The 26,533-nt window shown below is 46.4% G+C and carries 26 protein-coding genes; 25 read left to right on the top strand and 1 reads right to left on the bottom strand.

Annotation, left to right across the window (positions count from 1 at the left end):
- The 19 genes from fabG (at position 1) to RQP52_RS09745 (ending at position 17,105) form a co-directional block, all read left to right on the top strand.
- Positions 1-741 (top strand): 3-oxoacyl-[acyl-carrier-protein] reductase, encoded by a 741-nt coding sequence (gene fabG / locus RQP52_RS09835; RefSeq protein ID WP_315951141.1) that lies wholly within the window; start codon positions 1-3, stop codon positions 739-741.
- A gap of 84 nt (positions 742-825) precedes the next feature.
- Entirely contained in the window at positions 826-1,059 is a 234-nt protein-coding gene (gene acpP / locus RQP52_RS09830; protein WP_028558238.1) for an acyl carrier protein, read from the top strand.
- 93 nt (positions 1,060-1,152) lie between these two features.
- Complete coding sequence (fabF, locus tag RQP52_RS09825; RefSeq protein WP_315951138.1) at positions 1,153-2,388, top strand: beta-ketoacyl-ACP synthase II; 1,236 nt, start codon at positions 1,153-1,155, stop codon at positions 2,386-2,388.
- 60 nt (positions 2,389-2,448) lie between these two features.
- On the top strand, positions 2,449-3,150 hold the full coding sequence (gene rnc / locus RQP52_RS09820; protein WP_315951136.1) for a ribonuclease III: 702 nt from the start codon (positions 2,449-2,451) through the stop codon (positions 3,148-3,150).
- Between the two features lie 95 nt (positions 3,151-3,245).
- Positions 3,246-6,821, top strand: a complete 3,576-nt coding sequence (gene smc / locus RQP52_RS09815; RefSeq protein WP_315951134.1) for a chromosome segregation protein SMC — start codon at positions 3,246-3,248, stop codon at positions 6,819-6,821.
- Positions 6,822-6,889: 68 nt separating this feature from the next.
- Positions 6,890-7,876 (top strand): signal recognition particle-docking protein FtsY, encoded by a 987-nt coding sequence (ftsY, locus tag RQP52_RS09810; RefSeq protein WP_315951132.1) that lies wholly within the window; start codon positions 6,890-6,892, stop codon positions 7,874-7,876.
- A gap of 153 nt (positions 7,877-8,029) precedes the next feature.
- Entirely contained in the window at positions 8,030-8,380 is a 351-nt protein-coding gene (locus RQP52_RS09805; RefSeq protein ID WP_127458429.1) for a putative DNA-binding protein, read from the top strand.
- Between the two features lie 25 nt (positions 8,381-8,405).
- Positions 8,406-9,764 (top strand): signal recognition particle protein, encoded by a 1,359-nt coding sequence (ffh, locus tag RQP52_RS09800; RefSeq protein WP_315951129.1) that lies wholly within the window; start codon positions 8,406-8,408, stop codon positions 9,762-9,764.
- A 36-nt stretch (positions 9,765-9,800) separates the two neighbouring features.
- Positions 9,801-10,073, top strand: coding sequence for a 30S ribosomal protein S16 (gene rpsP, locus RQP52_RS09795; RefSeq protein ID WP_127458431.1), 273 nt, complete (start codon positions 9,801-9,803; stop codon positions 10,071-10,073).
- 26 nt (positions 10,074-10,099) lie between these two features.
- Positions 10,100-10,330 carry a KH domain-containing protein gene (locus tag RQP52_RS09790; protein WP_047672782.1) on the top strand — a complete coding sequence of 77 codons (231 nt, stop codon included), beginning with the start codon at positions 10,100-10,102 and terminating at the stop codon, positions 10,328-10,330.
- 82 nt (positions 10,331-10,412) lie between these two features.
- Complete coding sequence (gene rimM / locus RQP52_RS09785) at positions 10,413-10,928, top strand: ribosome maturation factor RimM (protein WP_315951125.1); 516 nt, start codon at positions 10,413-10,415, stop codon at positions 10,926-10,928.
- A complete protein-coding gene (trmD, locus tag RQP52_RS09780) occupies positions 10,925-11,677 on the top strand; it encodes a tRNA (guanosine(37)-N1)-methyltransferase TrmD (protein WP_315951124.1) in 753 nt (250 codons plus the stop codon). Before rimM ends, trmD begins: the two co-directional genes overlap by 4 nt.
- Positions 11,678-11,845: 168 nt before the next feature.
- Entirely contained in the window at positions 11,846-12,187 is a 342-nt protein-coding gene (rplS, locus tag RQP52_RS09775; protein ID WP_127458434.1) for a 50S ribosomal protein L19, read from the top strand.
- A gap of 93 nt (positions 12,188-12,280) precedes the next feature.
- Positions 12,281-12,907 (top strand): signal peptidase I, encoded by a 627-nt coding sequence (lepB, locus tag RQP52_RS09770; protein WP_379171888.1) that lies wholly within the window; start codon positions 12,281-12,283, stop codon positions 12,905-12,907.
- 11 nt (positions 12,908-12,918) lie between these two features.
- Positions 12,919-13,782 carry a ribosome biogenesis GTPase YlqF gene (ylqF, locus tag RQP52_RS09765; protein WP_315951122.1) on the top strand — a complete coding sequence of 288 codons (864 nt, stop codon included), beginning with the start codon at positions 12,919-12,921 and terminating at the stop codon, positions 13,780-13,782.
- Between the two features lie 137 nt (positions 13,783-13,919).
- Positions 13,920-14,567 (top strand): ribonuclease HII, encoded by a 648-nt coding sequence (locus RQP52_RS09760; RefSeq protein WP_315951120.1) that lies wholly within the window; start codon positions 13,920-13,922, stop codon positions 14,565-14,567.
- Between the two features lie 74 nt (positions 14,568-14,641).
- Positions 14,642-16,417, top strand: a complete 1,776-nt coding sequence (locus RQP52_RS09755; RefSeq protein WP_315951118.1) for a hypothetical protein — start codon at positions 14,642-14,644, stop codon at positions 16,415-16,417.
- Positions 16,414-16,728, top strand: a complete 315-nt coding sequence (locus RQP52_RS09750) for an EscU/YscU/HrcU family type III secretion system export apparatus switch protein (protein WP_315951117.1) — start codon at positions 16,414-16,416, stop codon at positions 16,726-16,728. The genes RQP52_RS09755 and RQP52_RS09750 overlap by 4 nt, the downstream gene beginning before the upstream one ends.
- Positions 16,728-17,105: a YraN family protein gene (locus tag RQP52_RS09745; RefSeq protein WP_315951116.1), complete on the top strand. Its 378-nt coding sequence runs from the start codon at positions 16,728-16,730 to the stop codon at positions 17,103-17,105. Before RQP52_RS09750 ends, RQP52_RS09745 begins: the two co-directional genes overlap by 1 nt.
- Positions 17,106-17,153: 48 nt before the next feature.
- Here the strand turns inward: RQP52_RS09745 and RQP52_RS09740 are convergent, their stop codons facing one another.
- Positions 17,154-18,725: a YifB family Mg chelatase-like AAA ATPase gene (locus tag RQP52_RS09740; RefSeq protein ID WP_315951114.1), complete on the bottom strand. Its 1,572-nt coding sequence runs from the start codon at positions 18,723-18,725 to the stop codon at positions 17,154-17,156.
- Between the two features lie 191 nt (positions 18,726-18,916).
- On the opposite strand from RQP52_RS09740, the gene RQP52_RS09735 reads away from it, so the two are divergent.
- The 6 genes from RQP52_RS09735 to trmFO all read left to right on the top strand — a co-directional run bounded on the left by RQP52_RS09735 (position 18,917) and on the right by trmFO (position 26,350).
- The gene (locus tag RQP52_RS09735) at positions 18,917-19,174 is read left to right on the top strand and encodes a hypothetical protein (protein ID WP_127451112.1); all 258 of its coding nucleotides are present in this window, start codon (positions 18,917-18,919) and stop codon (positions 19,172-19,174) included.
- Between the two features lie 325 nt (positions 19,175-19,499).
- The gene (gene sucC / locus RQP52_RS09730; protein ID WP_315951113.1) at positions 19,500-20,660 is read left to right on the top strand and encodes an ADP-forming succinate--CoA ligase subunit beta; all 1,161 of its coding nucleotides are present in this window, start codon (positions 19,500-19,502) and stop codon (positions 20,658-20,660) included.
- 49 nt (positions 20,661-20,709) lie between these two features.
- The gene (gene sucD / locus RQP52_RS09725) at positions 20,710-21,642 is read left to right on the top strand and encodes a succinate--CoA ligase subunit alpha (RefSeq protein WP_127451108.1); all 933 of its coding nucleotides are present in this window, start codon (positions 20,710-20,712) and stop codon (positions 21,640-21,642) included.
- A 115-nt stretch (positions 21,643-21,757) separates the two neighbouring features.
- On the top strand, positions 21,758-22,849 hold the full coding sequence (gene dprA, locus RQP52_RS09720) for a DNA-processing protein DprA (RefSeq protein WP_315951110.1): 1,092 nt from the start codon (positions 21,758-21,760) through the stop codon (positions 22,847-22,849).
- A gap of 69 nt (positions 22,850-22,918) precedes the next feature.
- A complete protein-coding gene (topA, locus tag RQP52_RS09715) occupies positions 22,919-25,021 on the top strand; it encodes a type I DNA topoisomerase (RefSeq protein WP_315951108.1) in 2,103 nt (700 codons plus the stop codon).
- Between the two features lie 12 nt (positions 25,022-25,033).
- Positions 25,034-26,350: an FADH(2)-oxidizing methylenetetrahydrofolate--tRNA-(uracil(54)-C(5))-methyltransferase TrmFO gene (gene trmFO / locus RQP52_RS09710; protein WP_315951106.1), complete on the top strand. Its 1,317-nt coding sequence runs from the start codon at positions 25,034-25,036 to the stop codon at positions 26,348-26,350.
- Positions 26,351-26,533 lie beyond the last annotated feature (183 nt).

The raw sequence follows: 26,533 nt of genomic DNA, 5'->3' as shown, positions 1-26,533 counted from the left end.
ATGCTAACGGGTAAAGTAGCACTGGTAACCGGGGCATCCCGAGGCATCGGCCGAGCGATTGCTTTGCATTTGGCTGAACATGGCGCAGATGTTGCTGTAAATTATGCAGGAAGTGAAGCCGCTGCTGAAGAAGTAGTAGCAGCCATTGAAGCGATGGGGCGCAAAGCCATCAAACTCCGTGCTGACGTAAGCAGTTACCAGGAGTCTGAGGAATTAGTTAAGCAAACCATTGAAAAATTTGGTAAGATTGATATTCTTGTGAATAATGCAGGTATCACAAGAGACAATCTAATCATGCGAATGAAGGAAGAAGAGTTTGATCAAGTCATTGCTACGAATCTGAAGGGTGTATTTAACTGTGTGAAAGCTGTTACTCGTCCTATGATGAAGCAAAGATTCGGTCGAATAATTAATATATCTTCTGTAGTCGGCGTGCTCGGAAATCCGGGTCAGGCTAACTATGTAGCAGCCAAAGCCGGCGTGATTGGTTTAACCAAGGCTACGGCGAAGGAGCTTTCCACTCGGGGCATTACCGTGAATGCGGTGGCGCCAGGTTTTATCGAAACCGATATGACCGACAAGTTGTCGGCCGAGATGCGTGAGCAAATGTTGAAGCAAATTCCGTTGGAGCGCCTTGGTCAACCAGAGGAAATCGCAAAGGTTGTTCGCTTCCTGGCATCCGACGATGCATCCTACATGACAGGCCAAACACTTCACGTGGATGGCGGCATGTACATGTAAGATTCGCCAAAAAGAGAATCTCCAAATTGCCTACTGGCAATCTGTCAAAGATTCTCGTATAATACCAAAGAGGAGGTGAACCGGATGTCCGACGTATTGGATCGTGTTAAACGAATTGTAGTCGATCGTCTAGGGGTTGATGAAGCTGAAGTCACCCTCGAAGCATCTTTCAAAGAAGATCTTGGTGCTGATTCTCTCGATGTAGTTGAATTAGTGATGGAATTAGAAGATGAGTTCGATTTAGAAATTTCAGATGAAGATGCTGAGAAGATTACGACAGTAGGAGAAGTTACGAATTACATAAAATCTCATACGTAATAGTCTACAGAGTCCCGTTTCTAATCAAGACGGGACTTCTCTCCATTCTCATCCATTAAAAAATGAAGATTCACGACATAGAAGGTGGTACAGATGAAAAGAGTTGTAATTACAGGTATGGGCGTAGTTACTGCCCTTGGTCAAGATTTAGATACGTTTTGGGGCAATTTGACGGCCGGCAAGTCCGGTGTCAGCTTGATTGAGAATTTTGATGTAAGCGAATACCCAACACGCATTGCAGCAGAAGTGAAAGATTTTAATATTGAAGATTATGTGGATCGCAAAGAATCTCGCCGGATGGACCGTTTCGTACAGTTTGCCGTAGCAGGCGCTCTTAATGCTCTGAAGGACGCGAATTTGAACCTGAAAGAGGATACAGATCCAGAACGCGTCGGGGTTTCCGTTGGCTCTGGAATCGGCGGTTTGAATACGTGGGAAGAGCAGCATAGAATCCTTTTGGAAAAAGGTCCAAAACGTGTTTCTCCGTTCTTTATCCCAATGATGATCGCGAATATGGCTTCGGGTCACATCTCGATGGTTACAGGGGCTAAAGGACCGAACTCGACAGCGGTGACAGCTTGTGCGACAGGAACGCATTCCATTGGTGATTCCTTCAAAATGATTCAACGCGGCGACGCTGACGTTATGATCTGCGGCGGAGCAGAGGCGACGATTACGCCGATTGGTGTGGCTGGTTTCTGTGCGCTGCGCGCGATGTCCACTCGCAATGATGAGCCGCATTTGGCAAGCCGCCCGTTTGATACGGACCGTGACGGTTTCGTTATGGGCGAAGGATCAGGCGTTCTGATTCTGGAGTCACTTGAACATGCGGAACAGCGTGGGGCACGCATCTATGCCGAAGTAATCGGCTATGGGATGAGCGGCGACGCCTATCACATGACAGATCCGGATCCGGACGGAGCAGCCCGTTGTATGGTGAAAGCGATCAAGGATGCTGGCATTTCGCCAGATGAGATTACTTACATTAATGCTCACGGAACATCAACACCAGTTGGTGATAAGTCGGAAACAACAGCGATCAAGAAAGCACTTGGCGATCATGCGTACAAAGTAGCGGTTAGTTCTACAAAGTCCATGACAGGACACTTGCTTGGAGCTGCCGGAGGCGTTGAAGCTGTCATCTGTGGTCTGACAATCGCTAACAGTTTGATTGCGCCTACGATTAATCTGGTGAACCAAGATCCGGAATGTGATTTGGATTACGTACCGAACCAAGCACGACAAGCAAAAGTTGATATTGCGATGTCCAATTCATTTGGTTTTGGCGGTCACAATGCAACGATTATTATGAAAAGGTTCCAAGCATAATTTGCCTGCCTGCGAAGAAAGATAACGAAATAGCATTCTCTCTGGGTGGTGAATTAAGCAATGAACCGCAATGTTAAGGAATTGCAGCAGCGGATTGGCATCACATTTCGAAAATCAGAGCTGCTGAAGCAAGCTTTTACCCATTCTTCTTATGTGAATGAGCATCGTATTGCCGGACATAAAGATAACGAGCGTCTGGAATTTTTAGGAGATGCCGTATTAGAATTAACCGTTTCGGAATTTTTATATGATTCTTATCCCGGGCGTTCGGAGGGCGAGTTGACGAAGCTGCGAGCATCGATTGTTTGTGAGCCGTCTCTCGTTACGTTTGCTGAAGATTTGGATTTTGGCGCATTCGTATTACTTGGTAAAGGCGAAGAGTTGACCGGCGGACGTAACCGCCCGGCTCTTCTTGCCGACGTTTTTGAATCCTTCATTGGTGCTTTATATTTGGATCAAGGCATAGATGTTGTAAAAAGTTTTTTGAAGAAATATGTATTTGCAAATATCTCCAGTGAAGGTAAGTTGCTCGTTATTGATTACAAGACTCAGCTGCAAGAGCATACTCAGCATCATGGAATGGGTTCTCTGGAATACCGGATCGTGAATGAGCGGGGACCTGCGCATGAGCGTGAGTTTGTAGCTGAAGTACACATGGATGCCGACCTTCTAGGAACCGGAGCGGGACGTTCCAAGAAAGAAGCTGAGCAGCAGGCTGCTGCGCAAGCTTTGTTGAAATTGAATGTGACCGTTCAGCGGTAAGTCATATAGCATAAAGAGGCAGCTGCGGCTGCCTTTTTTGTTTTTTTCTCTTATTTTTAGAAGGGATATGTTACAATAATTTCTGAGGTGAGACCATGTTTTTAAAACGGATTGAATTATCCGGGTTTAAGTCTTTCGCTGATCGGACGGAGCTGGAATTTGTGCGCGGTATCACCGCGGTTGTAGGTCCGAATGGGAGCGGAAAAAGTAATATTTCCGATGGTATCCGATGGGTACTGGGGGAACAAAGCGCGAAGTCTTTGCGTGGCGGTAAAATGGAGGATGTTATTTTTGCGGGTAGTGATGCGCGCCGGGCGGTCAATTATGGCGAAGTATCACTGACATTGGATAACACTTCACAATCGCTTCCGCTCGATTTCAATGAAGTAACGGTTACTCGCCGAGTACATAGGAGTGGAGAGAGCGAATATTTAATCAATAAGCAGCCCTGCCGCCTAAAAGATATAACGGAATTGTTCATGGATACGGGAATCGGGAAAGAAGCCTATTCCATTATTGGACAAGGACGTATTGAAGAAATTCTTAGTACGAAATCAGAGGATCGTCGTGGTATTTTTGAAGAAGCCTCGGGGATAGTTAAATATAAATCGCGTAAAAAGGAAGCAGAGAAGAAGCTAAGTGACACCGAGCAAAATCTGCTCAGGATCCATGATTTGGTTTCAGAATTAGAGGATCAAATTGAACCGCTCCGGGAGCAATCGGAGAAAGCGATTCGCTACAAGGAGCTGCGTGAAACACTCAAAAGCAGTGAGATTGCCATGTATGTTCACCAGATTGATCAAATCTATTTATTGTGGAATGAAGCTTCGCAGAAGCTGGAGAAGCTCGTGAAGGAGCAGACAGAGCTTTCAACCATTGTGAATCAGCATGATGCGCATTTGGAGAAGCATCGGTGGGAAACCCGCAGGCTGGAAGAGGAGCTGGAGAAGCTTCAAGAAAGTTTGCTTGTTCTGAGCGAGGAATTCGAGAAATGCGAGGGTCACGGTGAAGTACTCAAAGAGCGCAAAAAAAATTACGCTGCCAATTACCAACAGCTTAGCAGCACAATTGCCTTGCAGGAACAGCGCAAAATAGACAAGGAAGCTGAGATTAGCGAACAGCGTGAGAAAATCATTCAAATCGGCGCGCAGCTCTTTGAATTTCAAGCCAAGCTGACGGCCGAAGAACAACGGTTGCTTGGGGTTAATGGTGGAATTAGCTCTTCGCCGGAAGATCAATTGAAAGGTGAACTCTTAGAGACGCTAAACCGGATGGCACAAGCCCGGAACGAAATTCGTTATGCGGAGCAGCAAACGGAAAGTATCGGGCGCAGGCTGGAAAGGCTTGATGATGAGCGGCAGAAATGGGCCGAGCAGCGCGAGAAAATCACTGTCCGCAAGCAAGAATTAACGTTAAAACTGGAAACAACGGTTAAGGAAATCGAAGACACTAGACAGCAGTATGTCCAGCTGACGCAAAGCTTGAAAAATAAGCAGGGCTTGCTTGATGATGCCTTGGGCATGGTCCGCAAATGGGAACAGAAGTTGGATGCTCTGACATCACGCCGCGACACCATGAAGGAAATGGCCAACGATTACGACGGCTTTATGCAAGGTGTTAAAGAGGTGCTTAAAGCGAAAAGCCGCAAGGATTTGCGGGGAATTCGCGGTGCTGTTGCGGAACTTGTGAAAGTGCCGGCCGATGTGGAGATCGCGATTGAAACCGCTTTAGGCGGGGCTTTACAAAATATCGTCGTCGAAACCGAAGCGGATGGGCGAGAAGCGATCTCGTTCTTGAAGCGACGTCAAATGGGACGGGCAACGTTCTTGCCAATGAATGTTATCCGCGGGCGTTCAATTTCGGATAATGAGATCAGCTCTCTCAGATCGGCAAAAGGTTTTGTTGGTATCGCAGTAGATCTAGTATCGTTTGACTCTACTTATCAAAACATTTTTTCTAGTCTTCTAGGCAATGTGGTTGTAGCCCAAACGTTAGAAGATGCGAATCATATTGCTGCAAAAGCACAATATCGTTATCGGGTTGTGACCCTAGAAGGCGATGTGGTCAATCCCGGAGGATCGATGACGGGGGGGAGTTTGCAGAAGAAGTCGACAAATCTGCTAGGTCGTCAGCGTCAGATCGAAGAGCTGGATAATGAAATCAAACATTCGGAACAGCAGCTTAGTGGTTTGCGCGGTCAAACCAGTGTCATGAAGCGTGAAATTACGGATGAGATGATGGCTGTGGAGCAGCTTCGCCAATTAGGAGAGCAAAAGCGTATCGAAGAGCAGCAAATCCGAGCGGAATTAAATCCGTTGGAAGCGGAAAACCGCACGGTGGAGGAGCAGCTTTCCCTGGATAGCCAAGACAGGGGGGCATTGCTTGAAGAGCAAGCTGATCTTGGACGCAGGAAAACAGAGTCCGAAGCGGCGCTTGCGGAGCTGCAGGAAGAAGAAGCTTCCTTACAGCAAGCAATTCGTGATGCAGAAAATTCGCGAAAAGCCAGCGAATCCGAGAAAGAAGAGCTGCAAGGGCAGCTGACGGATCTTAAGGTGAAGGTGGCTTCCATTTCCCAAGAGAAGCAGTCTCTTCAGGATCAACAGCGGCGGTTGCAGCAGGATCTTAGCGAGTCCGATCGAGAGATGGAGATGAACCGAGGGCTTCTGCAGCAGCTGGAGCAGGATATGAGCGCACTTGAACAGGAAACGGTCCTTCAAGTAGAATTACTTAATGATCTCAAACTGAAGAAGCAGCAGTGCACAGAGAGTATTGATTTCAAACGTGCTGAGCGGACCGAATGGCTGCAGAAGCTTGAGCAGGAAGAGAATGAAACGCGTGCACAGCGCGTACAGTTAAAGCAGGTTGAAGAAAGCTTGCATCAAACCGAAGTGCGTGTAACTCGTCTGGATGTTGAACTGGAAAATTTGCTGAAAAAGCTTGGCGAAGAATACGAGCTTAGCTATGAGCTAGCCAAAGAACGTTATCCGGTTCCGGAAGATATCCAGGGTACGCAGAGCAAAGTGCGTGAGATCAAACGCGAAATTACTTCGCTTGGCGATGTCAATCTCGGCGCGATCGAGGAATATGCGAGGATCTCTGAGCGTTATGAGTTTTTGAGTGCGCAGAAAAATGATTTGATCGAAGCCAAAACTACGCTTTATCAGGTCATTCGCGAGATGGATCAGGAGATGTCCAAGCGCTTTAAGACGACTTTTGATGCCATTCGTTCGCATTTTGGCGTTGTTTTCTCCAAATTGTTCGGTGGAGGACGCGCAGATTTGATCCTGTCGGAGCCAGAAAATATGCTGGATACGGGAATTGAGATCGTCGCCCAGCCGCCAGGCAAAAAGCTGCAAAATCTTCAACTCTTATCAGGGGGAGAACGCGCGCTTACGGCAATTGCGCTGTTGTTCTCGATCATTCGGGTCAAGCCGGTTCCTTTCTGCGTATTGGATGAAGTAGAAGCTGCCTTGGACGAAGCAAACGTATCCCGTTTTGCGGAATATTTGCGCGAGTTCTCGGAAATGACGCAATTTATCGTCGTTACGCACCGCAAAGGGACGATGGAAGAGGCTGATGTGCTGTACGGTGTAACTATGCAAGAGGGCGGCGTTTCCAAGCTCGTTTCTGTTCGATTGGAAGATGAGGAAGCGGAAATGTCAGCTTCTTAAAGAGTTTTTATTTCGACAAATACGCTCGCCCCATTGGGACGAGAAGTTGTTTATTCTTGGGAGGAACTATGAGTTTTTTTAAACGGTTAAAAGAGAGCATTTCGAGCAAGGCCGAAGCGGTAACGAATAAGTTCAAAGAGGGACTAACCAAAACGAGAGATGTGTTCGTTGAGCGTGTCGATGACTTATTTAGCCGCCGTAAGAAGATTGATGAAGATTTCTATGAAGAGCTGGAAGAAATTCTGATTGGCGCAGACGTAGGTGTAAATACGGTTCTTAAGCTCATTGATCAGCTTCGTACTGAAGTGAAAAAACGCAAGATTGAAGATCCCGCAGAACTGCAGCCTATTCTTTCGGAAAAACTGATCGAACTGCTGAAAGGTGACGCGGATGCAGGTTTGAATTTAAATCCTAACGGTTTATCGATCATTTTGTTCGTAGGAGTCAATGGTGTAGGGAAGACGACAACGATTGGTAAAATGGCGCACATGTTTAAATCCCAAGGGAAAAAAGTGCTCATGGCTGCCGGTGATACGTTCCGTGCCGGAGCGATTGAACAGTTGGAGACTTGGGGGCAGCGTGTCGGCGTTGACGTCATTAAGCAGCAATCCGGAGCTGACCCTGCTGCGGTTATGTATGATGCTGTGCAAGCAGCCAAAACCCGCGGCGTGGATATTTTGCTCTGCGACACGGCAGGACGCCTGCAGAATAAAGTGAACCTGATGGAAGAGCTGAACAAAATTTACCGCGTTATCCAGCGTGAAGTACCGGATGCTCCTCATGAGGTCATTCTTGTGCTTGATGCGACAACAGGCCAAAATGCGCTGAGCCAGGCTAAGCTGTTCGGTGACAAAACCGGGCTGACCGGACTAGTGCTCTCCAAGCTTGACGGGACGGCCAAGGGTGGTATCGTGGTGGCGATCCGTCAGGAATTGTCGCTGCCTGTGAAGTTTGTCGGTCTCGGTGAAAAAATGGATGATCTTCAGCCATTCGATTCCGAGCAGTTCGTGCATGCTTTATTTGGCAAATGGATCGGCGAGCAAAAAGAAGAATAGTCGTAAAAAATTCTCCTCTGCCGGCAGTCGGTTAGAGGGGGTTTTTTTGTTTGCGAACTGACAAGGTAAAACGCTTGACATTCATCTTGGAATTCAGTATGATAGGTTCTGTTGTGCTGGTGTCAAGGGTGCAACCTTTACGGAGGTGGGTTCATGACTGTCGATCAAATGCTTGCGAAAACCAATCGCATTAATCTGTTATTTGATTTCTATGAACCACTTTTAACCGAGAAGCAGAGAACTTTCCTTCAATTGTATTTTCATGATGATTACTCACTTGGAGAGATTGCCGAGAATTTCGAAATAAGCCGTCAAGCGGTATATGAACATATAAAACGAGCAGAGTTAACTTTACAGGAATATGAAGCTAAACTGCATCTGTTACATAAGCATGAACAACGCATGAAGCTGCGCACAGAGCTGGATCACATGCTGGATGGTTGTGAACCTGAGCTAAAGAGGAAAACAGCGGAGCTTTTTGATACAATAATAGGGATCGATTAAAAAGTGTAAGCAGGAGGTGAAGCGCATGGCATTTGAAGGATTAGCAAACCGATTACAGAACGTATTCGGCAAGCTGAGAAGCAAAGGTAAGCTGACGGAAGAAGATGTAGGCGAAGCGCTTCGCGAGGTCAGACTCGCTCTGCTTGAAGCGGACGTTAACTTTAAAGTGGTGAAAGACTTTATTGCTAAGGTGAAGGAACAAGCTATCGGACAAGAAGTGCTGAAGTCCTTTACACCGGGCATGGTCGTTATCGATATTGTTAACAAAGAGCTCACGGCATTGATGGGTGGCACACAAAGCAAGCTGGCTCGATCCAATCGACCGCCGACTGTCATTATGATGGCAGGCTTGCAAGGGGCAGGTAAAACAACGACGTCAGGTAAACTGGCTAAGATGCTCCTTAAGCAGAACCATAGACCGCTGTTGGTTGCGTGTGACATTTATCGTCCTGCGGCAATCAAGCAGTTGGAAGTACTCGGCGATCAGTTAAAAGTTCCTGTATTTTCACTAGGAGATCAAGTAAATCCTGTTGAAATTGCAAAAGCTGGTCTGCAACACGCCAAAGATAATGGCAATGATTATGTGATCATTGATACTGCGGGTCGTCTGCATATTGATGAGCACTTGATGGATGAGCTGAAAAATGTTCGTTCCGTCGTTGATCCTGATGAAATCTTGCTAGTTGTTGATGCGATGACGGGTCAGGATGCTGTTAATGTCGCGGAGAGTTTCCATCAGCAGTTGGAACTGACAGGTGTCGTACTTACCAAGTTGGATGGCGATACCCGCGGTGGCGCAGCTTTATCTGTCAAGGCGGTTACAGGTTGCCCGATTAAATTCGTAGCAAGCGGCGAAAAGATGGACGCGTTAGAACCATTTTTCCCGGATCGTATGGCATCAAGAATTCTTGGCATGGGCGATATGCTTACTTTGATTGAGAAAGCGCAAGCTGGTATCGATATGGACAAGGCGAAAGAAATGGAGCGCAAAATGCGCAACGCCGAATTCACTTTCGAGGATTTCCTTGATCAAATGGAGCAAGTGAAGAAGATGGGGCCGCTTGATCAGATCCTGGAGATGCTGCCAGGCGCGAACAAGATCAAAGGCATGAAAGATATGAAAGTCGACGACAAACAGATGGCGCGTGTTGAAGCGATTGTGAAGTCGATGACCAAGGAAGAGAAACGCAAGCCTGAACTGCTAAATGCAAACCGCCGCAAGCGGATTGCACTAGGAAGCGGGAACTCGGTACAAGAGGTCAACCGTTTCATTAAGCAGTTCGATGATATGCGCAAAATGATGAAGCAATTTTCAGGCATGATGGGGCCGAAGGGCGCCAAAGGCATGAAGAAGTTAGGCAAGGGATTTAAATTTCCCTTTTAAATAATGTTTTTTATTCTAAGTAGGAGGTGATTTTTCATGGCAGTACGTATTCGTCTTAAACGTGTAGGCGCTCATAAAGCTCCTTTCTACCGTGTGGTGGTTTCGGATTCCCGTTCCCCGCGTGATGGTCGTTTTATCGAAGAAATCGGAACTTATAACCCGATTGCAGAACCAGCAGCTGTAAACCTTGATGAGGAAAAAGCGCTGAAATGGCTTCAAACTGGCGCTCAACCGTCCGATACAGTTCGCAGCCTGTTCTCCAAAGCAGGTTTGATGACTAAGTTTCACGAGCTGAAATTACAGAAGTAATCTGTTAACTTTCGGAGGGTGGGTTCATGAAGGATCTTATCACCGTTATTGCTAAGGCTCTTGTAGATCATCCGGAAGAAGTACGAGTCGCTGTCGTGGAGAAGGATGACAAAATTGAGTACAGGCTGTCTGTTCACCCCGACGATGTCGGTAAAGTGATCGGGAAGCAGGGCAAGATTGCGAAATCGCTCCGCACAGTCGTCACGTCAGCAGCAGTGAAAGAAACGAAGCGGGTAGCCGTTGAAATCGTTTCATAAGAAACCAGGTTAGGATTCAGTTCCTAACCTTTTTCTTATATGGTCTTGAAGGTAAATTATAGTGGAGGTTGGGCAAGCGCAAATGACCGAGAAACTCATAACTGTTGGTAAAATCGCAAATACCCACGGGATTCGTGGGGAATTGAAAATAGTGCCGGAAACGGATTTTCCAGAACGCTTTGACAAAGGAAATGCATTGATTATTGTTGACCCTCAAAATAAGCAAACGCCGGTGACGGTTCAAACCTCCCGCTTACATAAAAATGTTTTTATCGTCCAATTTGCGCAGTTCAGCAATATTAATGAGGTTGAGAAATTCAAAGGTTCATTGCTAAAAATCGAAGCTAAGAATCAACAGCCCTTGGAAGAGGGAGAATACTATTACCACGAAATTATTGGCTGCAAAGTCATAACGGAAGAAGGCCAAGAATTAGGGCTAGTTTCTGAGGTGTTGACGCCTGGCGCAAATGACGTTTGGGTTGTGGACTTGCCAAAAGGCAAACAGCTGCTGCTTCCTGTGATCGATGATGTGATCCTGGATGTGGATGTTGCTGCCAAAACAATCCGGATTCATTTGATGGAAGGACTAATGGAATGAGAATCGATGTATTGACCTTGTTTCCGGAAATGTTTGACGGGGTATTTTCGTCGAGCATTTTGGGGAAAGCTCGTGACAAGGGAATTGTTAGTCTAAATACCGTGAATTTTCGTGAGTACTCCAATAACAAACACAATACGGTAGATGATTATCCCTACGGTGGCGGCGGTGGAATGGTCCTAAAGCCAGAGCCGATCTTTGCCGCAGTTGAAGCTTTGCCCAAACATCAAGAGGCAGAGGAAGTACCTACTCAGCCGCGCGTTATTCTCATGTGTCCGCAGGGTAAGCCGTTTTCGCAGAAAATTGCTGAAGAGCTCTCAAGCGAAGAGCATCTTGTATTTATTTGCGGTCACTATGAGGGCTACGATGAACGCATTAGGCAGTATCTGGTGACCGATGAGCTGTCCATAGGTGATTATGTATTAACTGGCGGAGAATTGCCTGCTATGGTCGTTATAGACAGCGTAGTGAGGCTGTTGCCTGGTGTGCTGGGCAATGAGATGTCAGCGGTGACCGATTCGTTCTCCACAGGCCTGCTGGAGTACCCGCACTATACAAGGCCGGCGAAGTTCAGAGAGTGGGAAGTACCCGAAATGCTTTTATCAGGACATCATGAGAACGTAAAGCGTTGGCGCCGTAAGGAATCCATCCTTCGCACTCTTGAGCGCCGTCCTGATTTGCTTGAAGGTAGAGAGCTGACCAAAGAAGAAAAGGTTTGGATCATGGAATGGCAAGAGAAAAACAAATGAAGTAGCCCCCAAAAACTTCTCTATTGAATTTCTTTTCTGTCTATGATAATATATATTCTGTTGTGAATTTTTCAACAGTTCGAGTCTGGTGGTCCTCTACGCATAACAGCTAAGACATACTATGTAGATAAGCGGAATGAACACCTGTGTGGAAGGAGGGAGTCAACTATGAATCTTATTCAAGAGATTACGAAAGAGCAACTCCGTACGGATATTCCTAATTTCCGTCCAGGAGACACACTTAAAGTACACGTAAAAGTTATCGAGGGTACACGTGAGCGTATTCAGCTGTTCGAAGGTGTTGTTATTAAACGCCACGGCGGTGGAATCAGCGAAACGTTTACAGTTCGTAAAATTTCTTACGGTGTGGGTGTGGAAAGAACTTTCCCATTCCATTCTCCGAAGATTGAGAAGATTGAAGTGGCTCGCCGTGGTAAAGTTCGTCGTGCGAAACTTTATTATCTGCGTGGTCTTCGTGGTAAAGCAGCAAGAATCAAAGAAATTCGATAAGAAAACGGGGGGCTTGTTTAGGCAAGTCTCCTTTTCATTTTTACAGGGCAAACTATATACATAAAACCAAAACTGGAAAAGAGGCAATCAGTGATGGAACAGAATGAGCAAGATCAGCCTAGAGTAAGCTCAGTTACGACTGCGGAAGCTGTAGCAGCAAAACCTGTAAAAACAGCAAAAAGCGAAACTTGGGAATGGATTAAAGCATTGGTAATCGCGGGAGTGCTCGTTATTATTATTCGCTGGTTCCTGTTCTCACCTTTCATCGTCGATGGTGATTCCATGCGTCCGAATTTTTCTACCGGCGAGCGACTCATTGTCAATAAAATTGTCTATGATATTCGCGCACCGAAACGGGGAGAAGTGATCGTTTTCCATGCGCCGGAGGGGAAAGATTACATTAAGCGTGTAATTGCACTCCCAGGCGAAACCGTTAAAGTAACAGGCGATAAAGTGTTTATTAATGGCCAAGAAATCGATCAGCCATTCATTAAGGAAGCTATCGAACAAGCAAATAAAGAAGGACATGCTTATAACACATTGTCAGATTTCCCGGAAACAAAAGTGCCGGATGGGGAGCTGTTTGCAATGGGGGATAATCGTCCGAACTCGAAAGATAGCCGTGCTAAAAGTGTGGGCTTCGTTCCATTCGAAAAAATCGTTGGACGTGCGGAAGTTATTTTCTGGCCGCTGAACAAAATTAGTTTTATACATTTTTGAGGTGAAATAGAATGACCATTCAATGGTTTCCCGGTCACATGACCAAAGCTCGAAGGCAGATTGAAGATAAGCTAAAGCTGATTGATGTCGTCATTGAGCTCTTGGATGCCCGCGTACCGCTCTCCAGCCGGAACCCGATGGTGGATGAAATTTTGAAGGGCAAACCCCGTTTGGTCCTTTTGAATAAAAACGATTTGGCGGATCCCCAGGTGACAGCGCAGTGGGTGAAATATTTTGCAGAACAAGGACTGCCTGCTTTGCCAATTGATGCAGCCACTGGAACGGCGACCAAAGAAATTTTACCCCGTGTGAAACAGCTGTGGGCACATAAGATTGAACGTCAACTTAGCAAAGGGATTAATCCTCGTGCTGTAAGGGCGCTCATTGTCGGCATTCCGAACGTTGGGAAATCAACGCTTATCAATCAGTTGGCGGGTAAAAAAATCGCAGCAACCGGCGATAAACCGGGTGTTACCAAAGGGCAACAGTGGATTAAAGTCGGAACGGAAATGGACTTGCTGGATACGCCGGGTATTTTATGGCCGAAATTCGAGGATCAATTGGTTGGTCAGCGTCTTGCAGCGACTGGTGCGATTAAAGAAGAATTGTTGCACTTAGATGAAATTGCGCTTTTTGTTGTTCGCTATATGGTTGAACATTATGGTGCAGCTCTTCAAGAGCGATTCGGAGTAACCGACCTTCCGGAGGATATGGAGAATGTGCACGAAGTGGTTAAGGTGATGGAGGCAATCGGTCGGAAGCGCGGAGCCATTGTGAGCGGTGGTAAAGTGGATTTGGATAAAGCTTCCTTAATTATCATCCGTGATCTTCGAGCAGGTAAAATGGGGCGTATTTCCTTGGAAAAGCCTCAGTAATACAGGAAACATAAGTAGCCACTTTCGGACCGAGCTGTTAAGGCGGGTCGGAAGTGGCTTTTTTGTTGAAAAAAATTGGTATAGCTTGGCGAAGCGGCAATCCCTTATAATGATGAGATGGAAAGGGGCGAAAGCCATTGCTGGAGTATGAAAAAGAAGTATGGGAGCAAGGATTCAGCCTTGTTGCCGGGATTGATGAGGTAGGAAGAGGATGTTTATTCGGGGATGTCGTTGCGGCAGCTGTCATTCTTCCACAAGGGTATGTGTTGGAAGGGGTAAATGACTCCAAGAAACTCTCCGAGAAAAAACGGGATGCCCTCTATGAACAAATTATGAGTGAAGCTCTAGCTGTAGGAGTTGGCATTGTTGATGTAGATAAAATAGAAGCGATGAATATTAAACAAGCAGCTAGATTAGCCATGAAGCAGGCTGTCGAGCAGTTAAGCCAAGTTCCAGATTATCTACTTGTGGACGCAGAGAAGGTAGATTTGGAAATTCCACAAACGGCTATTATACATGGAGATGCATTAAGTCAATCCATTGCAGCAGCATCGATTATCGCCAAGGTGACGAGAGATCGAATGTGCGCTGATTGGGATGAACAATATCCCAAATACGGACTCGCGGTACATAAGGGTTATGCTACAAAGCACCATAGAGAGATGCTATTGCGCTATGGTCCGACGGCGCTCCACCGTAAATTATTTATACGCAAAGTGATGGCGCAGCTGGAAGAGAAAGAAACGCAGCCGCAGTCTGAACAATTGGAACTGGACTTTATCTGACTTCATCTTATTCAGAAATGCCGAGAAGCAGCCGATAATATACATAAGCAATAGAAAGACTTGAGGTGAACGGGATGAACATAAGTGGATTAATTCGCAGCTTGGTGGGTGATTTAACCGCTTCGGATAGCAAGGTGCTTGAACTAAAAGTAGGACAAGTAGTGAAAGGTGTCGTTCTTCAACTGCTTAGCGATCAAGAAGCATTACTTAATATAGGTGGCGTACAAGTCAGAGCCAAACTGGAAACTCCTCTTAAGCAAGGAGATGTGACTTACCTGCAGGTTCAACCGGAATCAAGCGGCGGACAAATTATGATGAAGCCGTTGACAGCATCGGATGTACAGATTACAGAAGATTCTCTCGGTGATCTCCTTAAAGCCTTCTCGGTTAAGGATACGGCAGGCAATCGGCAAATGGTTCAGCTGATGCAGCAGGAAGGCGTTCCTGTATCCAAGGAAACGGTAAAAGCTTTTGAAACTTTGATGAGTAACCTACCTGAGGGTGTGAATAAGGAAGAATGGGCGCAAGCTGCTGTACTAGCCCACAAAAAGGGTTTGCCCCTTACACAAGAAACAGTTGGGGCCTTAAGACAGGTTACTTCTGGCCCTCCAGTAGGGAGGGTGCTGGAGCAGGTGGAGCAGCAGGCTGCGAAATTGCTTGAGCAGGAGCCGGAGCATCCCGCAGCTGACACTGCGAAGCAGGTCGTCGCGCTGCTTAGAGAGCTGCGGGCTTCCGCCGCAGCTGCGTGGCCCGCGCGGCCGCCGGAGGTGCCGGCCGCGGCCGCGGCTCCGCCAGCTGCTGCGCAGGCTGGCGCCAGCGGCACGGCGGCTCCCGCAGAGCCGCCGCCGCGTGTCGGCAGCGCGCCTGCGGCCGCTGCCGTAACAGCCCCGCCCGCCGCAACGGCGCAGCCGGCGGCGGAACCGCAGGCCGCCCGCACCGCGAGGGCGGCCATGCCGGAGGCACAGGCGCGAAGCGCTGTGCCTGCGCCTGAAGGCGAACCGCCGGTGGCGGGTTCGCCTGTGCAAGAGCCGCCTGCGAAGCAGAAGGCGGCGGAATCGCAAGAGGCGCGCAGCAGTGCGCCTCCGGAGCCCGAGGCTGATCCAGAGCCTAACTGGATCAGCAGGATGCTCAAAGCCGTCGGCGTGGAGCATGAGGCTCATCTGGCAGCGAAGCTGGAGGAGCGCGGAGAGGTCATGCAGCGCGGCCGGCTCCCTAAGGACGATCAGCTGTCGAACCTGATCACCATGACTTCTCAGCAGGACGATACGGCCAAGCCTGCAGCTGCTGAGACACTGAAGAGCTTGCTTTTGCAGCTCACGGCTTCGGATGATACGCCAGCGCCGCTCAGAGAGGCGGCGCAGCAAGCAGTCGGGCAAATCACGGGTCAACAACTGATGTTGACTGGTGACAAAACCGCCATGTTTGCGCATATGACCTTATTTGTTCCATTTATGGATGGAACAGGTCAGCAATCTGCAGCCGTTCATATTCAATCCCGCAAAGGCAAACGCGGTGAAGTAGATGCAAGCAACTGTCGCTTGTTATTCGATCTACAAATGAAAGTCATGGGGAATACCTTAGTGGACGTACAAGTTGTTAATAAGATCGTCTCATTGACGATCCATAATGATCATCCAGCCTTAGCTCCTATGATGGAGGAGTCCAAGGAAGAAATAACATCGGCGATGAACAAAGCGGGGTATCAGTTCATTTCGTTGAAATGTTCCCCCTATCCACAGCCTGCAAGCAACGAGGATGAGGGGAAAGTGAAGGGTGTTACAGATGGTCGAGCAGACCTTCGCTCGCTCTACCTCCCCAAAACGTACAAGGGGGTGGATTTTCGGGCATGACCAGGCAAAAGAATCCAGCGGGAACACCAGAACCTACGCCGATCAAGAAAGCCGTAGCGCTTCGCTACTCCCCTGAAGCGCAGAAGGCTCCAACCCTGATTGCCAAAGGTAAAGGTCATGTGGCGGAAGCTATCTTACAAAAAGCCAAGGATAACGGTATTCCTGTTCAAGAAGATTCCTCATTAGTTGAAGTATTATCCAAGCTGGACCTGGATCAGGAAATTCCTCCTGAGCTCTATCAGTTGGTGGCTGAAGTGCTAAGCTTTATCTATCGATCGGATAACCGAATGCGAACCCAGAGGGACAGATAATGAAGGAACAAGGGAAAGATAACAGGAAGCAGCTTGGCAAGCTTGGCGAAGATGCAGCGGAGGCATTTTTGAGCAGCAAGGATTATCGGATCCTGGAGCGGAACTGGCGCTGTCGTACGGGAGAACTGGATATCATTGCAGAGCAAGCAGGTACGATTGTGTTTATTGAGGTCAGAACACGACGTTCTACCGGCCGCTTTGGAACTGCCAAAGAATCCGTTGATACCCGTAAGCAAATGAAAGTGAAAGAAACGGCGCAATTTTACTTGCACCGCTTCCAAAAATATGAGAATTCCGTTCGCTTTGATGTCATTGCCGTCGAAATATACTTGGACGGAGCAACGACTCAAATTGAACATATTCAAGGAGCCTTTTGAGCCTGATTCGCAGATAAGACGAACGGGCTCAAAAGGCTCTTATTTGTGTCATCCTTCTTGCTCTTTTTGCTGCTTATCGAGATTCCGGTATTGAATGGCCTCAGCCAAGTGATGGGACAGAATACGATCACTCTCCTCTAAGTCTGCAATCGTTAAAGCTAAGCGAAGAATGCGGTCATGGGCTCTAGCGCTTAGTCCAAGAGCCTCAAAGGATGCGCTCAGCAGCTGCTCTCCCTCAGCTGTCAGATGGCAAATTTGTCTCATCCGAGTTCCGCTTAATTCATTATTATGCTGAATGCCAGTGCCTGCATAGCGCTCTTGCTGTCGCTGGTGGGCAATTAATACTCTCGCCAACATTTCCGTGGATGATAAAGGATTATTGATTGTGTGCTCCTTCAGCTGAGCATAACTCGGTTTAGGCACCTCCACATGGAGATCGATGCGATCCAGGAGAGGGCCGGATATTTTGGAACGGTATTGAACGATTTTTGCGTGCGAGCAAATACAGGCATTTGCTTCATTTTCTGCTCCGTAATAACCGCAGGGGCAAGGATTCATAGCAGCAGCTAATATAAATTGCGAAGGAAATGTATACACGGCTCGTGCTCTAGCTATTGTAACAGAGCGCTCTTCCAGTGGTTGTCTAAGAACTTCCAGTGCATTTCGTGTAAACTCCGGCAGCTCGTCCAGAAACAGAATTCCACGGTGAGCTAAACTGACTTCGCCTGGTTTCGGTATCGTTCCACCTCCAACCAGCCCTGCGGCCGATATGGTGTGGTGTGGAGCTCGAAATGATCGACTGCGCATTAGCGAGGAGCGATCTATGAGCTTGCCTGAGGCGCTGTAAATTTTGGTGACTTCCAGTGCTTCATGATCCGACATGGGGGGTAAAATGGAAGGCATGCGCTTTACCAACATCGTTTTTCCGGTTCCAGGAGGGCCGATTAATAGGATATTATGCATGCCTGCAGCAGCTATCATCATTGCTCGTTTGACTTGGTGCTGCCCGTTGACATCGGCGTAATCTTCGACATCATGATGGGTTATTGAGGAAATTCTCGAAAATCCATTCTGAATGCTCGTATTACTATTAAATAAATACTCTTGATGAGATTGCCGATTCCAATTTCTAAAATCTGAGAGATTTATTATTCCACAAACATCCATGCCGTCAATTAGTGCAGCTTCAGAAGCATTGGAGAGAGGGACGCAGACTCGGTTGATGCCTAGCTTTTTTGCTGCATGCGTCATGGATAACACGCCCGGAACAGGCCGGAGTGAGCCATCCAAGGCTAATTCGCCTAAAAATAAGGTCTTGTGTAAAAATTCACTACTGACCTGACCTGTCGTTAGTAAAATAGCAACTGCAATAGCCAAATCGAAAGAGGAGCCCTCTTTGCGCAAGTCTGCTGGCGCTAGATTCACCGTGATTCGATCCATCGGGAACGTGAATCCGCAATTTTTGATAGACGTACGAACTCTTTCCACAGATTCACGGATGGCGGAATCCGGAAGTCCCACTAAGTTCATCTGAGGTAACCCACTGGAGATATCAACCTCTACCTCGATTGTTTTTCCTTCAATCCCTTGCAAACAAGCACTCCAAACTTTGCCGTACATACAATAAACACCTTCCTCTCCTTAGTAGAGCAGCAGGTTAACTACTGTTCATGAGGATAAAAGGTGCTTCCTTATTGATCCGTTTAATTTCCTCTATTGTATATAAAATGGAAAAATTACGCAATCCATAAATGCTTTTAAAGCGTTTTAAATAATGTCTATATGCACATACTGGAAGATGAGGTGATGATATGCAGGAGAAGCCATATTTTTGTCCAAACTGCCGTTCTAATCGTATTAAATTCAGTGTAATTACCAGCTATGCGCAGCCGTTTCTGAAAGATGCTCTATCCGGTAACATAACGGAATTCAATGATCCTGATGCGATTCCTGAGGAAGAACCGATGATTCAATGTCTTGTTTGCAGCTTTACCGGTAATGAGATGAGATTTATCAAACAAGCGGAGCGCGAACCGCGAATGAATACTCCGACAACGCCCCATTATTGACAAATAAAGAGGTAGACGTATTTTTCAAGTTTTGAGAAATACGTCTTTTTTATGAACATTTTTGTCATTTAAACACAGATGTGGGCGCTTGATGGTCGCAAGTGATAGCTAAAGTTTTTCAGAGTGAAAGGAAAATTTGAATGGATTAACGAAAAAAATAAGGAAACTGTCGAAAATTAGTGATACAATGGTTAGGGCTTGTGAAGAAGTGTGATACTAATTCCGGCAGCAAGATTTATTTCGTGCACAACAAACATAGGAAATTACACTTTTTCCCCTGTATAGCACGTATAGAAAGTCCATACTGATAGGAGGATTTTAGGAAATGAATATCCATGAGTACCAAGGCAAAGAAGTCCTGAGACAGTACGGAGTCAGCGTTCCTAACGGGAAAGTTGCTTTCACCGTAGATGAAGCTGTTGCAGCTGCAAAAGAACTCGGAACATCCGTCGTCGTAGTTAAGGCGCAAATTCATGCCGGAGGTCGCGGTAAAGCAGGCGGCGTTAAGGTAGCTAAAAACCTCGACGAAGTTCGTACATATGCTAGCGAAATTCTTGGCAAAGTGCTTGTCACTCACCAAACAGGTCCTGAAGGTAAAGAAGTTAAACGCCTTTTGATCGAAGAAGGTTGTGACATTAAAAAAGAATATTATGTTGGTGTTGTTGTTGACCGTGCGACAGGTAGCGTCGTTTTGATGGCTTCTGAAGAAGGCGGAACGGAAATTGAGGAGGTTGCTGAGCATTCTCCTGAGAAAATTTTCAAAGAAGTTGTAGATCCTGCGATCGGTCTTCAAGCTTTCCAAGCTCGTAGACTTGCATACTCCATCAACATTCCTAACGAACTGGTTAACAAAGCAGTTAAATTCATGCTTGCGCTTTACAAAGCGTTCGTAGAAAAAGATTGCTCCATCGCTGAAATCAACCCATTGGTTGTTACGGGTTCCGGCGACGTTATGGCTCTTGACGCTAAATTGAACTTCGATTCTAACGCTCTTTTCCGTCACAAAGATATCGTTGATCTTCGTGACCTTGAAGAGGAAGATGCGAAAGAAATTCAAGCTTCCAAATATGATTTGAGCTACATTGCTCTTGACGGTAATATCGGTTGTATGGTTAACGGCGCAGGACTTGCGATGGCTACTATGGACATCATCAAGCACTACGGCGGAGACCCTGCTAACTTCCTTGACGTAGGGGGCGGTGCTACGAAAGAGAAAGTTACAGAAGCATTCAAAATCATCTTGTCCGATGAGCAAGTTAAAGGGATTTTCGTTAACATCTTCGGCGGTATCATGCGTTGTGACGTAATCGCTGACGGCGTTGTTGCTGCTGCTAGAGAACTTGGTCTTTCCCGTCCGCTTGTTGTTCGTCTTGAAGGAACAAACGTGGAACTTGGTAAAAAGATTCTTAACGAATCCGGCCTGAACATTGTTGCCGCTGACTCCATGGCAGACGGCGCTCAAAAAATCGTTGCACTTGTGAAATAAATTAAACCCGTGCGGTTTTAAATAATATAGGGGATGTGAACAAAAGATCATGAGTATTTTGGTCAATAAACATACAAAAGTCATTACTCAAGGGATTACCGGCGCTACGGGTTTGTTTCATACCAAAGGCGGTCTTGAATACGGCACACAAATGGTTGGTGGCGTAACCCCAGGTAAAGGCGGAACAAAAGTAGACATCACACTGGAAAACGGTGAGCTTGTTCAACTTCCGGTTTTTAACACAGTAATCGAAGCTAAAAATGCAACTGGTGCAACAGCATCCGTTATTTATGTACCACCTGCTTTTGCAGCAGAATCCATTATCGAAGCGGTTGACGCTGATCTTGATCTCGTTATCTGTATCACAGAAGGTATTCCTGTTCTTGACATGGTTAACGTGAAACGTTACATGGAAGGCAAGAGAACCGTTCTAATTGGACCAAACTGCCCAGGCGTTATCACGCCAGGCGAGTGCAAAATCGGTATCATGCCTGGTTATATCCACACGCCAGGTCACGTAGGTGTTGTTTCCCGTTCCGGAACACTAACTTACGAAGCGGTTCACCAATTGACAACTCGCGGTATTGGACAATCTTCCGCTGTTGGTATCGGTGGAGACCCTGTTAAAGGTTCCGAGTTTATCGATATCCTCAAACGTTTCAATGAAGATCCTGACACTTATGCTGTTATCATGATCGGTGAGATCGGTGGAACAGCAGAAGAAGAAGCGGCTGAGTGGGTTGCTGCCAACATGACGAAACCGGTAGTCGGTTTCATCGGTGGTAAAACTGCGCCTCCAGGAAAACGTATGGGCCATGCCGGTGCGATTATTTCCGGCGGTAAAGGTACGGCAGCTGAGAAAGTTGCAACAATGGAAAGATGCGGAATCCGCGTAGCGGCTACGCCATCTGAAATGGGTTCAACGCTAGTTAGCGTGCTTGAAGAAAAAGGAATGCTTGACAAAGTTATCACAAAAAAATAGCCTCGTTTTTTTGAAGGTAAGCAACCTTCCATCTCCCTTAAACAGGGATTTGGAAGGTTTTTTGTTTTTCTAGCTTTGCAAAGATTTGTCATTCGAGTAAGGAGTGTATATACTAATGGATAATCGAATCATTTTATTTGGCCTTCATGAACTTGAAGGGGTCGGCTGGAAAACCATGCTTCAGCTCGTTAACCGGTTTCCAGACCTGCAAGTTTTGTTTGAGCTCTCCGCAGCGGAAATCTCGGCTCAAGGTATTCGTGCTTCTGTAGCTGAGCGAATTTCCTCCCGATTTACTCATGCCTTCATTGAGGAAAGACTTCAATTATATATGAAGCAATCCATTCAGATCCTAACGATACTGGATGAGGAGTACCCTCAGATATTGAAAGAAATTGCGCAGCCCCCTTGGGTTTTATATGTGAAAGGTAAATCAGCCATACTGAATGGACGACTCTTGGGAATGGTTGGTACCCGTACACCCACGCTGTATGGGAAAAAGATTGCAGAGGAATGGGCAGCGGCACTTTCACGTGCTGGATTCGGTATTGTGAGCGGGCTGGCTAGAGGAATTGACAGTAAAGCGCATATCGGCGCCTTACAAGGAAAGTCAAAGACGGTAGCAGTTCTTGGTTGCGCTATCAATCAGATCTATCCGCGTGAGAATGCTTTACTATTTCGAAATATTGAGCAAGAAGGAGTTATCATTTCTGAATACCCTATTGGTACAGGGATGAAGCCTGGTATGTTTCCGCAGCGAAACCGCATTATTGCGGGATTGTCGCTTGGCGTTACGGTTGTTGAAGCAGCTGAGGACAGCGGATCGTTGATAACGGTAGAGTTTGCTCTCGACGAGTCGCGGGATGTGTTCGCTATTCCGGGACCCATTCATTCGCGTGTAAGCAGCGGTGTTCATAGGCTTTTAAAGGATGGCGCTAAGTTAGTTACACGTGTGGAAGAGATTGTAGACGATTACAACTATATGATAAGTTCAGATGAAAAACGTGCTCTAAATAAGCCGTTGACATTATTTTCACTTTCGGAAGAGGAAGGCGAAATATTCCGTAAGTTGTCGAATGAACCCATTTCAATTGATGCCCTAATGGAGGACGGACAATTTACGTTTGGACATTTGCATGCAGTTCTGTTATCTTTACTATTGAAAAAGGCGATTAAACAGCTTCCAGGTTCTACCTACATCCAAGCATAGGCTATTCAAGAAGTTTTTCTTCTCGCCAATAGACTTAACCTTGAAATTAAGAGGGGAGGAAGGACGATCATGGCAGATTCATTAGTCATTGTTGAGTCACCAGCTAAAGCCAAAACCATCGGCAAGTATTTAGGCAGCAAATTTATCGTAAAAGCCTCGATGGGTCATATTCGCGACCTTCCGAAAAGCCAAATTGGCGTAGAAGTAGATCGTAACTTTGAGCCTAAATACATAACTATCCGTGGTAAAGGTTCTATATTAAAAGAATTAAAAGATGCTAGTAAAAAAGTGAAAAAAATATATCTGGCGGCTGACCCGGATCGTGAGGGTGAAGCGATTGCCTGGCATTTAGCGCATTATTTGGATGTTGGTTCAGATGAGCTTTGCCGAGTTGTATTTAATGAGATTACGAAGGATGCTGTGAAGGATGCTTTCAAAACGCCTCGCCGCATCAATCAGGATCTTGTTAATGCTCAACAGGCCAGACGAATATTGGATCGACTTGTAGGTTATAAAATAAGCCCTTTACTTTGGAAAAAAGTGAAGAAAGGTTTATCGGCAGGCCGAGTACAGTCCGTAGCGGTTAAACTGATTCAAGATCGAGAGAATGAGATCAAAGCCTTCGAGCCTGAAGAGTACTGGTCCATTACAGCGCTGTTGGATGCGGGAAAAACAGGATTCGAAGCGAAGTACCACAGCATAAACGGCGAGAAAAAGGAACTGCATTCGCAAGAGGATGTTAACGAAATTCTGGCCGCAATGGGCAACGGGAAGTTTACCGTGAAAGAAGTGAAAGAGAAAGAGCGCGGGCGTAACCCGTCTCCACCTTTCATTACAAGCTCCATGCAGCAAGAAGCGGCACGTAAATTAAACTTCCGGGCGTCTAAGACGATGTCTGTCGCGCAGCAATTATATGAAGGAATAGACTTGGGGAAAGAAGGTACAGTCGGTTTAATCACGTACATGCGTACGGATTCAACAAGGATTTCACCTGTCGCCCAAGAAGAAGCCAGAGAGTTTATTTTAACCAAATATGGTGCAGCGTTTTATCCGGAAACACCGCGTGTTTACACGAAAAAAAATGCAAATGCACAAGACGCGCATGAAGGAATCAGGCCTACCTCAGTGCTCCGCGAACCTGAACAATTGAAAGAATTCCTAAGCAGAGATCAATATCGTCTATACAAACTCGTATGGGATCGTTTTGTTGCCAGTCAAATGTCATCCGCCATCTTGGATACGATGACCATCGATTTGACCGCAGGTGACACGGTATTCCGGGCGAACGGCTCCAAAATGAAGTTTGCGGGTTTTATGAAGGTTTATGTTGAAAGCAATGATGATGGGACGACGGAAGAGGATAAATTGCTTCCGCCATTATCGAAAGGCGATGTTTTGGAGAAACAAAGCATTGACCCCAAACAACACTTTACTCAACCGCCTCCACGGTATACGGAAGCCCGTTTAGTGAGAGCCCTAGAGGAAATGGGCATTGGTCGACCAAGTACGTACGCACCGACGCTGGAGACGATTCAGAAGCGCGGTTACGTTGCGATCGAAGAAAAAAAATTCGTTCCTACCGAGTTAGGCGAACTAGTTATCCAATTGATGCAAGAGTTCTTTCCTGAAATTCTCGATATTGAGTTCACAGCGCATATGGAAGAGGAACTTGATTTTGTAGAAGAAGGCAAAGAGGATTGGGTAAGAGTCCTGGATACTTTCTATACTTCCTTTGAGAAACGGCTTGAATTTGCCGAAGAAGAAATGAAGGAAATTGAGATTCAGGATGAAGTGTCTGATGAGATTTGCGAGAAATGCGGCAGACACCTTGTCTATAAAATGGGACGCTTCGGCAAATTCCTGGCTTGTTCCGGATTCCCGGAATGCCGGAATACGAAGCCGATCATCAAAGATATCGGTGTCACATGCCCAAGCTGCCACGCAGGCAAGATAGTAGAGCGCAGAAGTAAGAAGGGCAGAGTTTTCTATGGCTGTGATCAATATCCAACATGTGATTTTGTCTCATGGGATAAGCCGGTTAACAAGCCTTGTCCGGTTTGCAGCTCAATGATGATCGAGAAAAGAAGCAAGAACGGCCTTAGTATTCAATGTACGAATTGCGACCATAAAGAAGAAGTAAATGAAGATCAGAACGAAGATATGAAAGATTAGAGGTGTCCGATTTTGCCAGAATACCCAAGAGTAACAGTCATCGGTGCAGGACTCGCTGGAAGTGAAGCAGCTTGGCAGATTGCACGTCAAGGTGTGCCTGTTACTTTATACGAAATGCGTAATGTCCGTAAAACACCAGCTCACATTACAGATCAATTCGCTGAACTGGTGTGCAGCAACTCCCTTAGATCCAATGGCTTAACGAATGCAGTTGGCGTACTGAAAGAAGAGATGAGACGAATGGACTCCTTGATTCTCTCCTGCGCCGACAAGCACGCGGTACCGGCAGGTGGAGCCTTAGCCGTTGACCGTGATGGGTTCTCCCAAGCCGTTACCCAAACGTTACGGAACCATCCGCTCATTGAAGTTATCAACGAGGAAGTGCAGGTTTTGCCGGAAGGCATCACTGTAGTAGCCTCTGGTCCGTTAACTTCCCCAGATTTATCTGCCCAACTGAAGGAACTAATGGGTGAGGAATACTTGTACTTCTACGATGCGGCAGCACCGATTGTAGAGAAAGATTCCATTGATATGAATAAAGTTTACTTGGCTTCTCGTTACGACAAAGGCGAGGCAGCTTACCTCAATTGTCCGATGACGGAAGAGGAATTTAATGTTTTCTATGAAGCCTTAATTACGGCTGAGGTAGCAGAGCTTAAGGAATTTGAAAAAGAGATCTACTTCGAAGGATGTATGCCGTTAGAGGTCATGGCTAAGCGTGGTAAACAGACAGTGTTATTCGGGCCAATGAAGCCGGTTGGATTGATTAACCCGCACACCGGAAAACTGCCGCACGCCGTCGTACAGCTTCGCCAAGATAATGCCGCGGGAACCTTGTACAATTTGGTTGGATTCCAAACCCATTTGAAGTGGGGCGAGCAAAAACGAGTTCTGTCTTTGATTCCTGGTTTGGAAGAAGCGGAATTCGTCCGTTATGGCGTGATGCATCGTAACACATTTATTAATTCGCCGAAGCTTCTTGAACCGACGTACCAATACAAGTGTCGTGAGAATCTGTTTTTTGCAGGACAAATGACAGGCGTTGAAGGTTATGTGGAATCTGCTGCGTCCGGGTTAATCGCTGGGCTTAATGCCGGTCGATTGGCAAAGGGGCAACCATGCTTGGTGCTTCCAGAAGAAACAACATTAGGCAGCATGGCTCATTACATTACGACAGCTGACTTTAAACATTTTCAACCGATGAATGCCAATTTCGGATTACTTCCACAACTTCCGGAACGGATTCGGAACAAAAAAGAAAAGTACGAGAAGTTGGCTAACCGAGCAATTGAGAGTATTCAGAATTTTTCGAAAACAATTACTGAATAGGTTGTAATCACACTATTCACTGTGTTACTATAATTATGTTTTGAATTATTATTCATTCGTTTTCTCATACATTTACCTCTAGATGCGGTCTTAATTGTGAAATTGACCTCGCTAGAGGTTTATCTCTTTTTATTAGGTCGAAACCAAGTCAAGATTTTGTTTTTCCGGTGTATGATTCCATTA

This window comes from Paenibacillus violae, assembly GCF_032461945.1.
Taxonomy (GTDB): domain Bacteria; phylum Bacillota; class Bacilli; order Paenibacillales; family NBRC-103111; genus Paenibacillus_E; species Paenibacillus_E violae.
The sequence above is the reverse complement of the archived record's forward strand: the minus strand, read 5'-3'. Positions and strand labels throughout refer to the sequence as shown.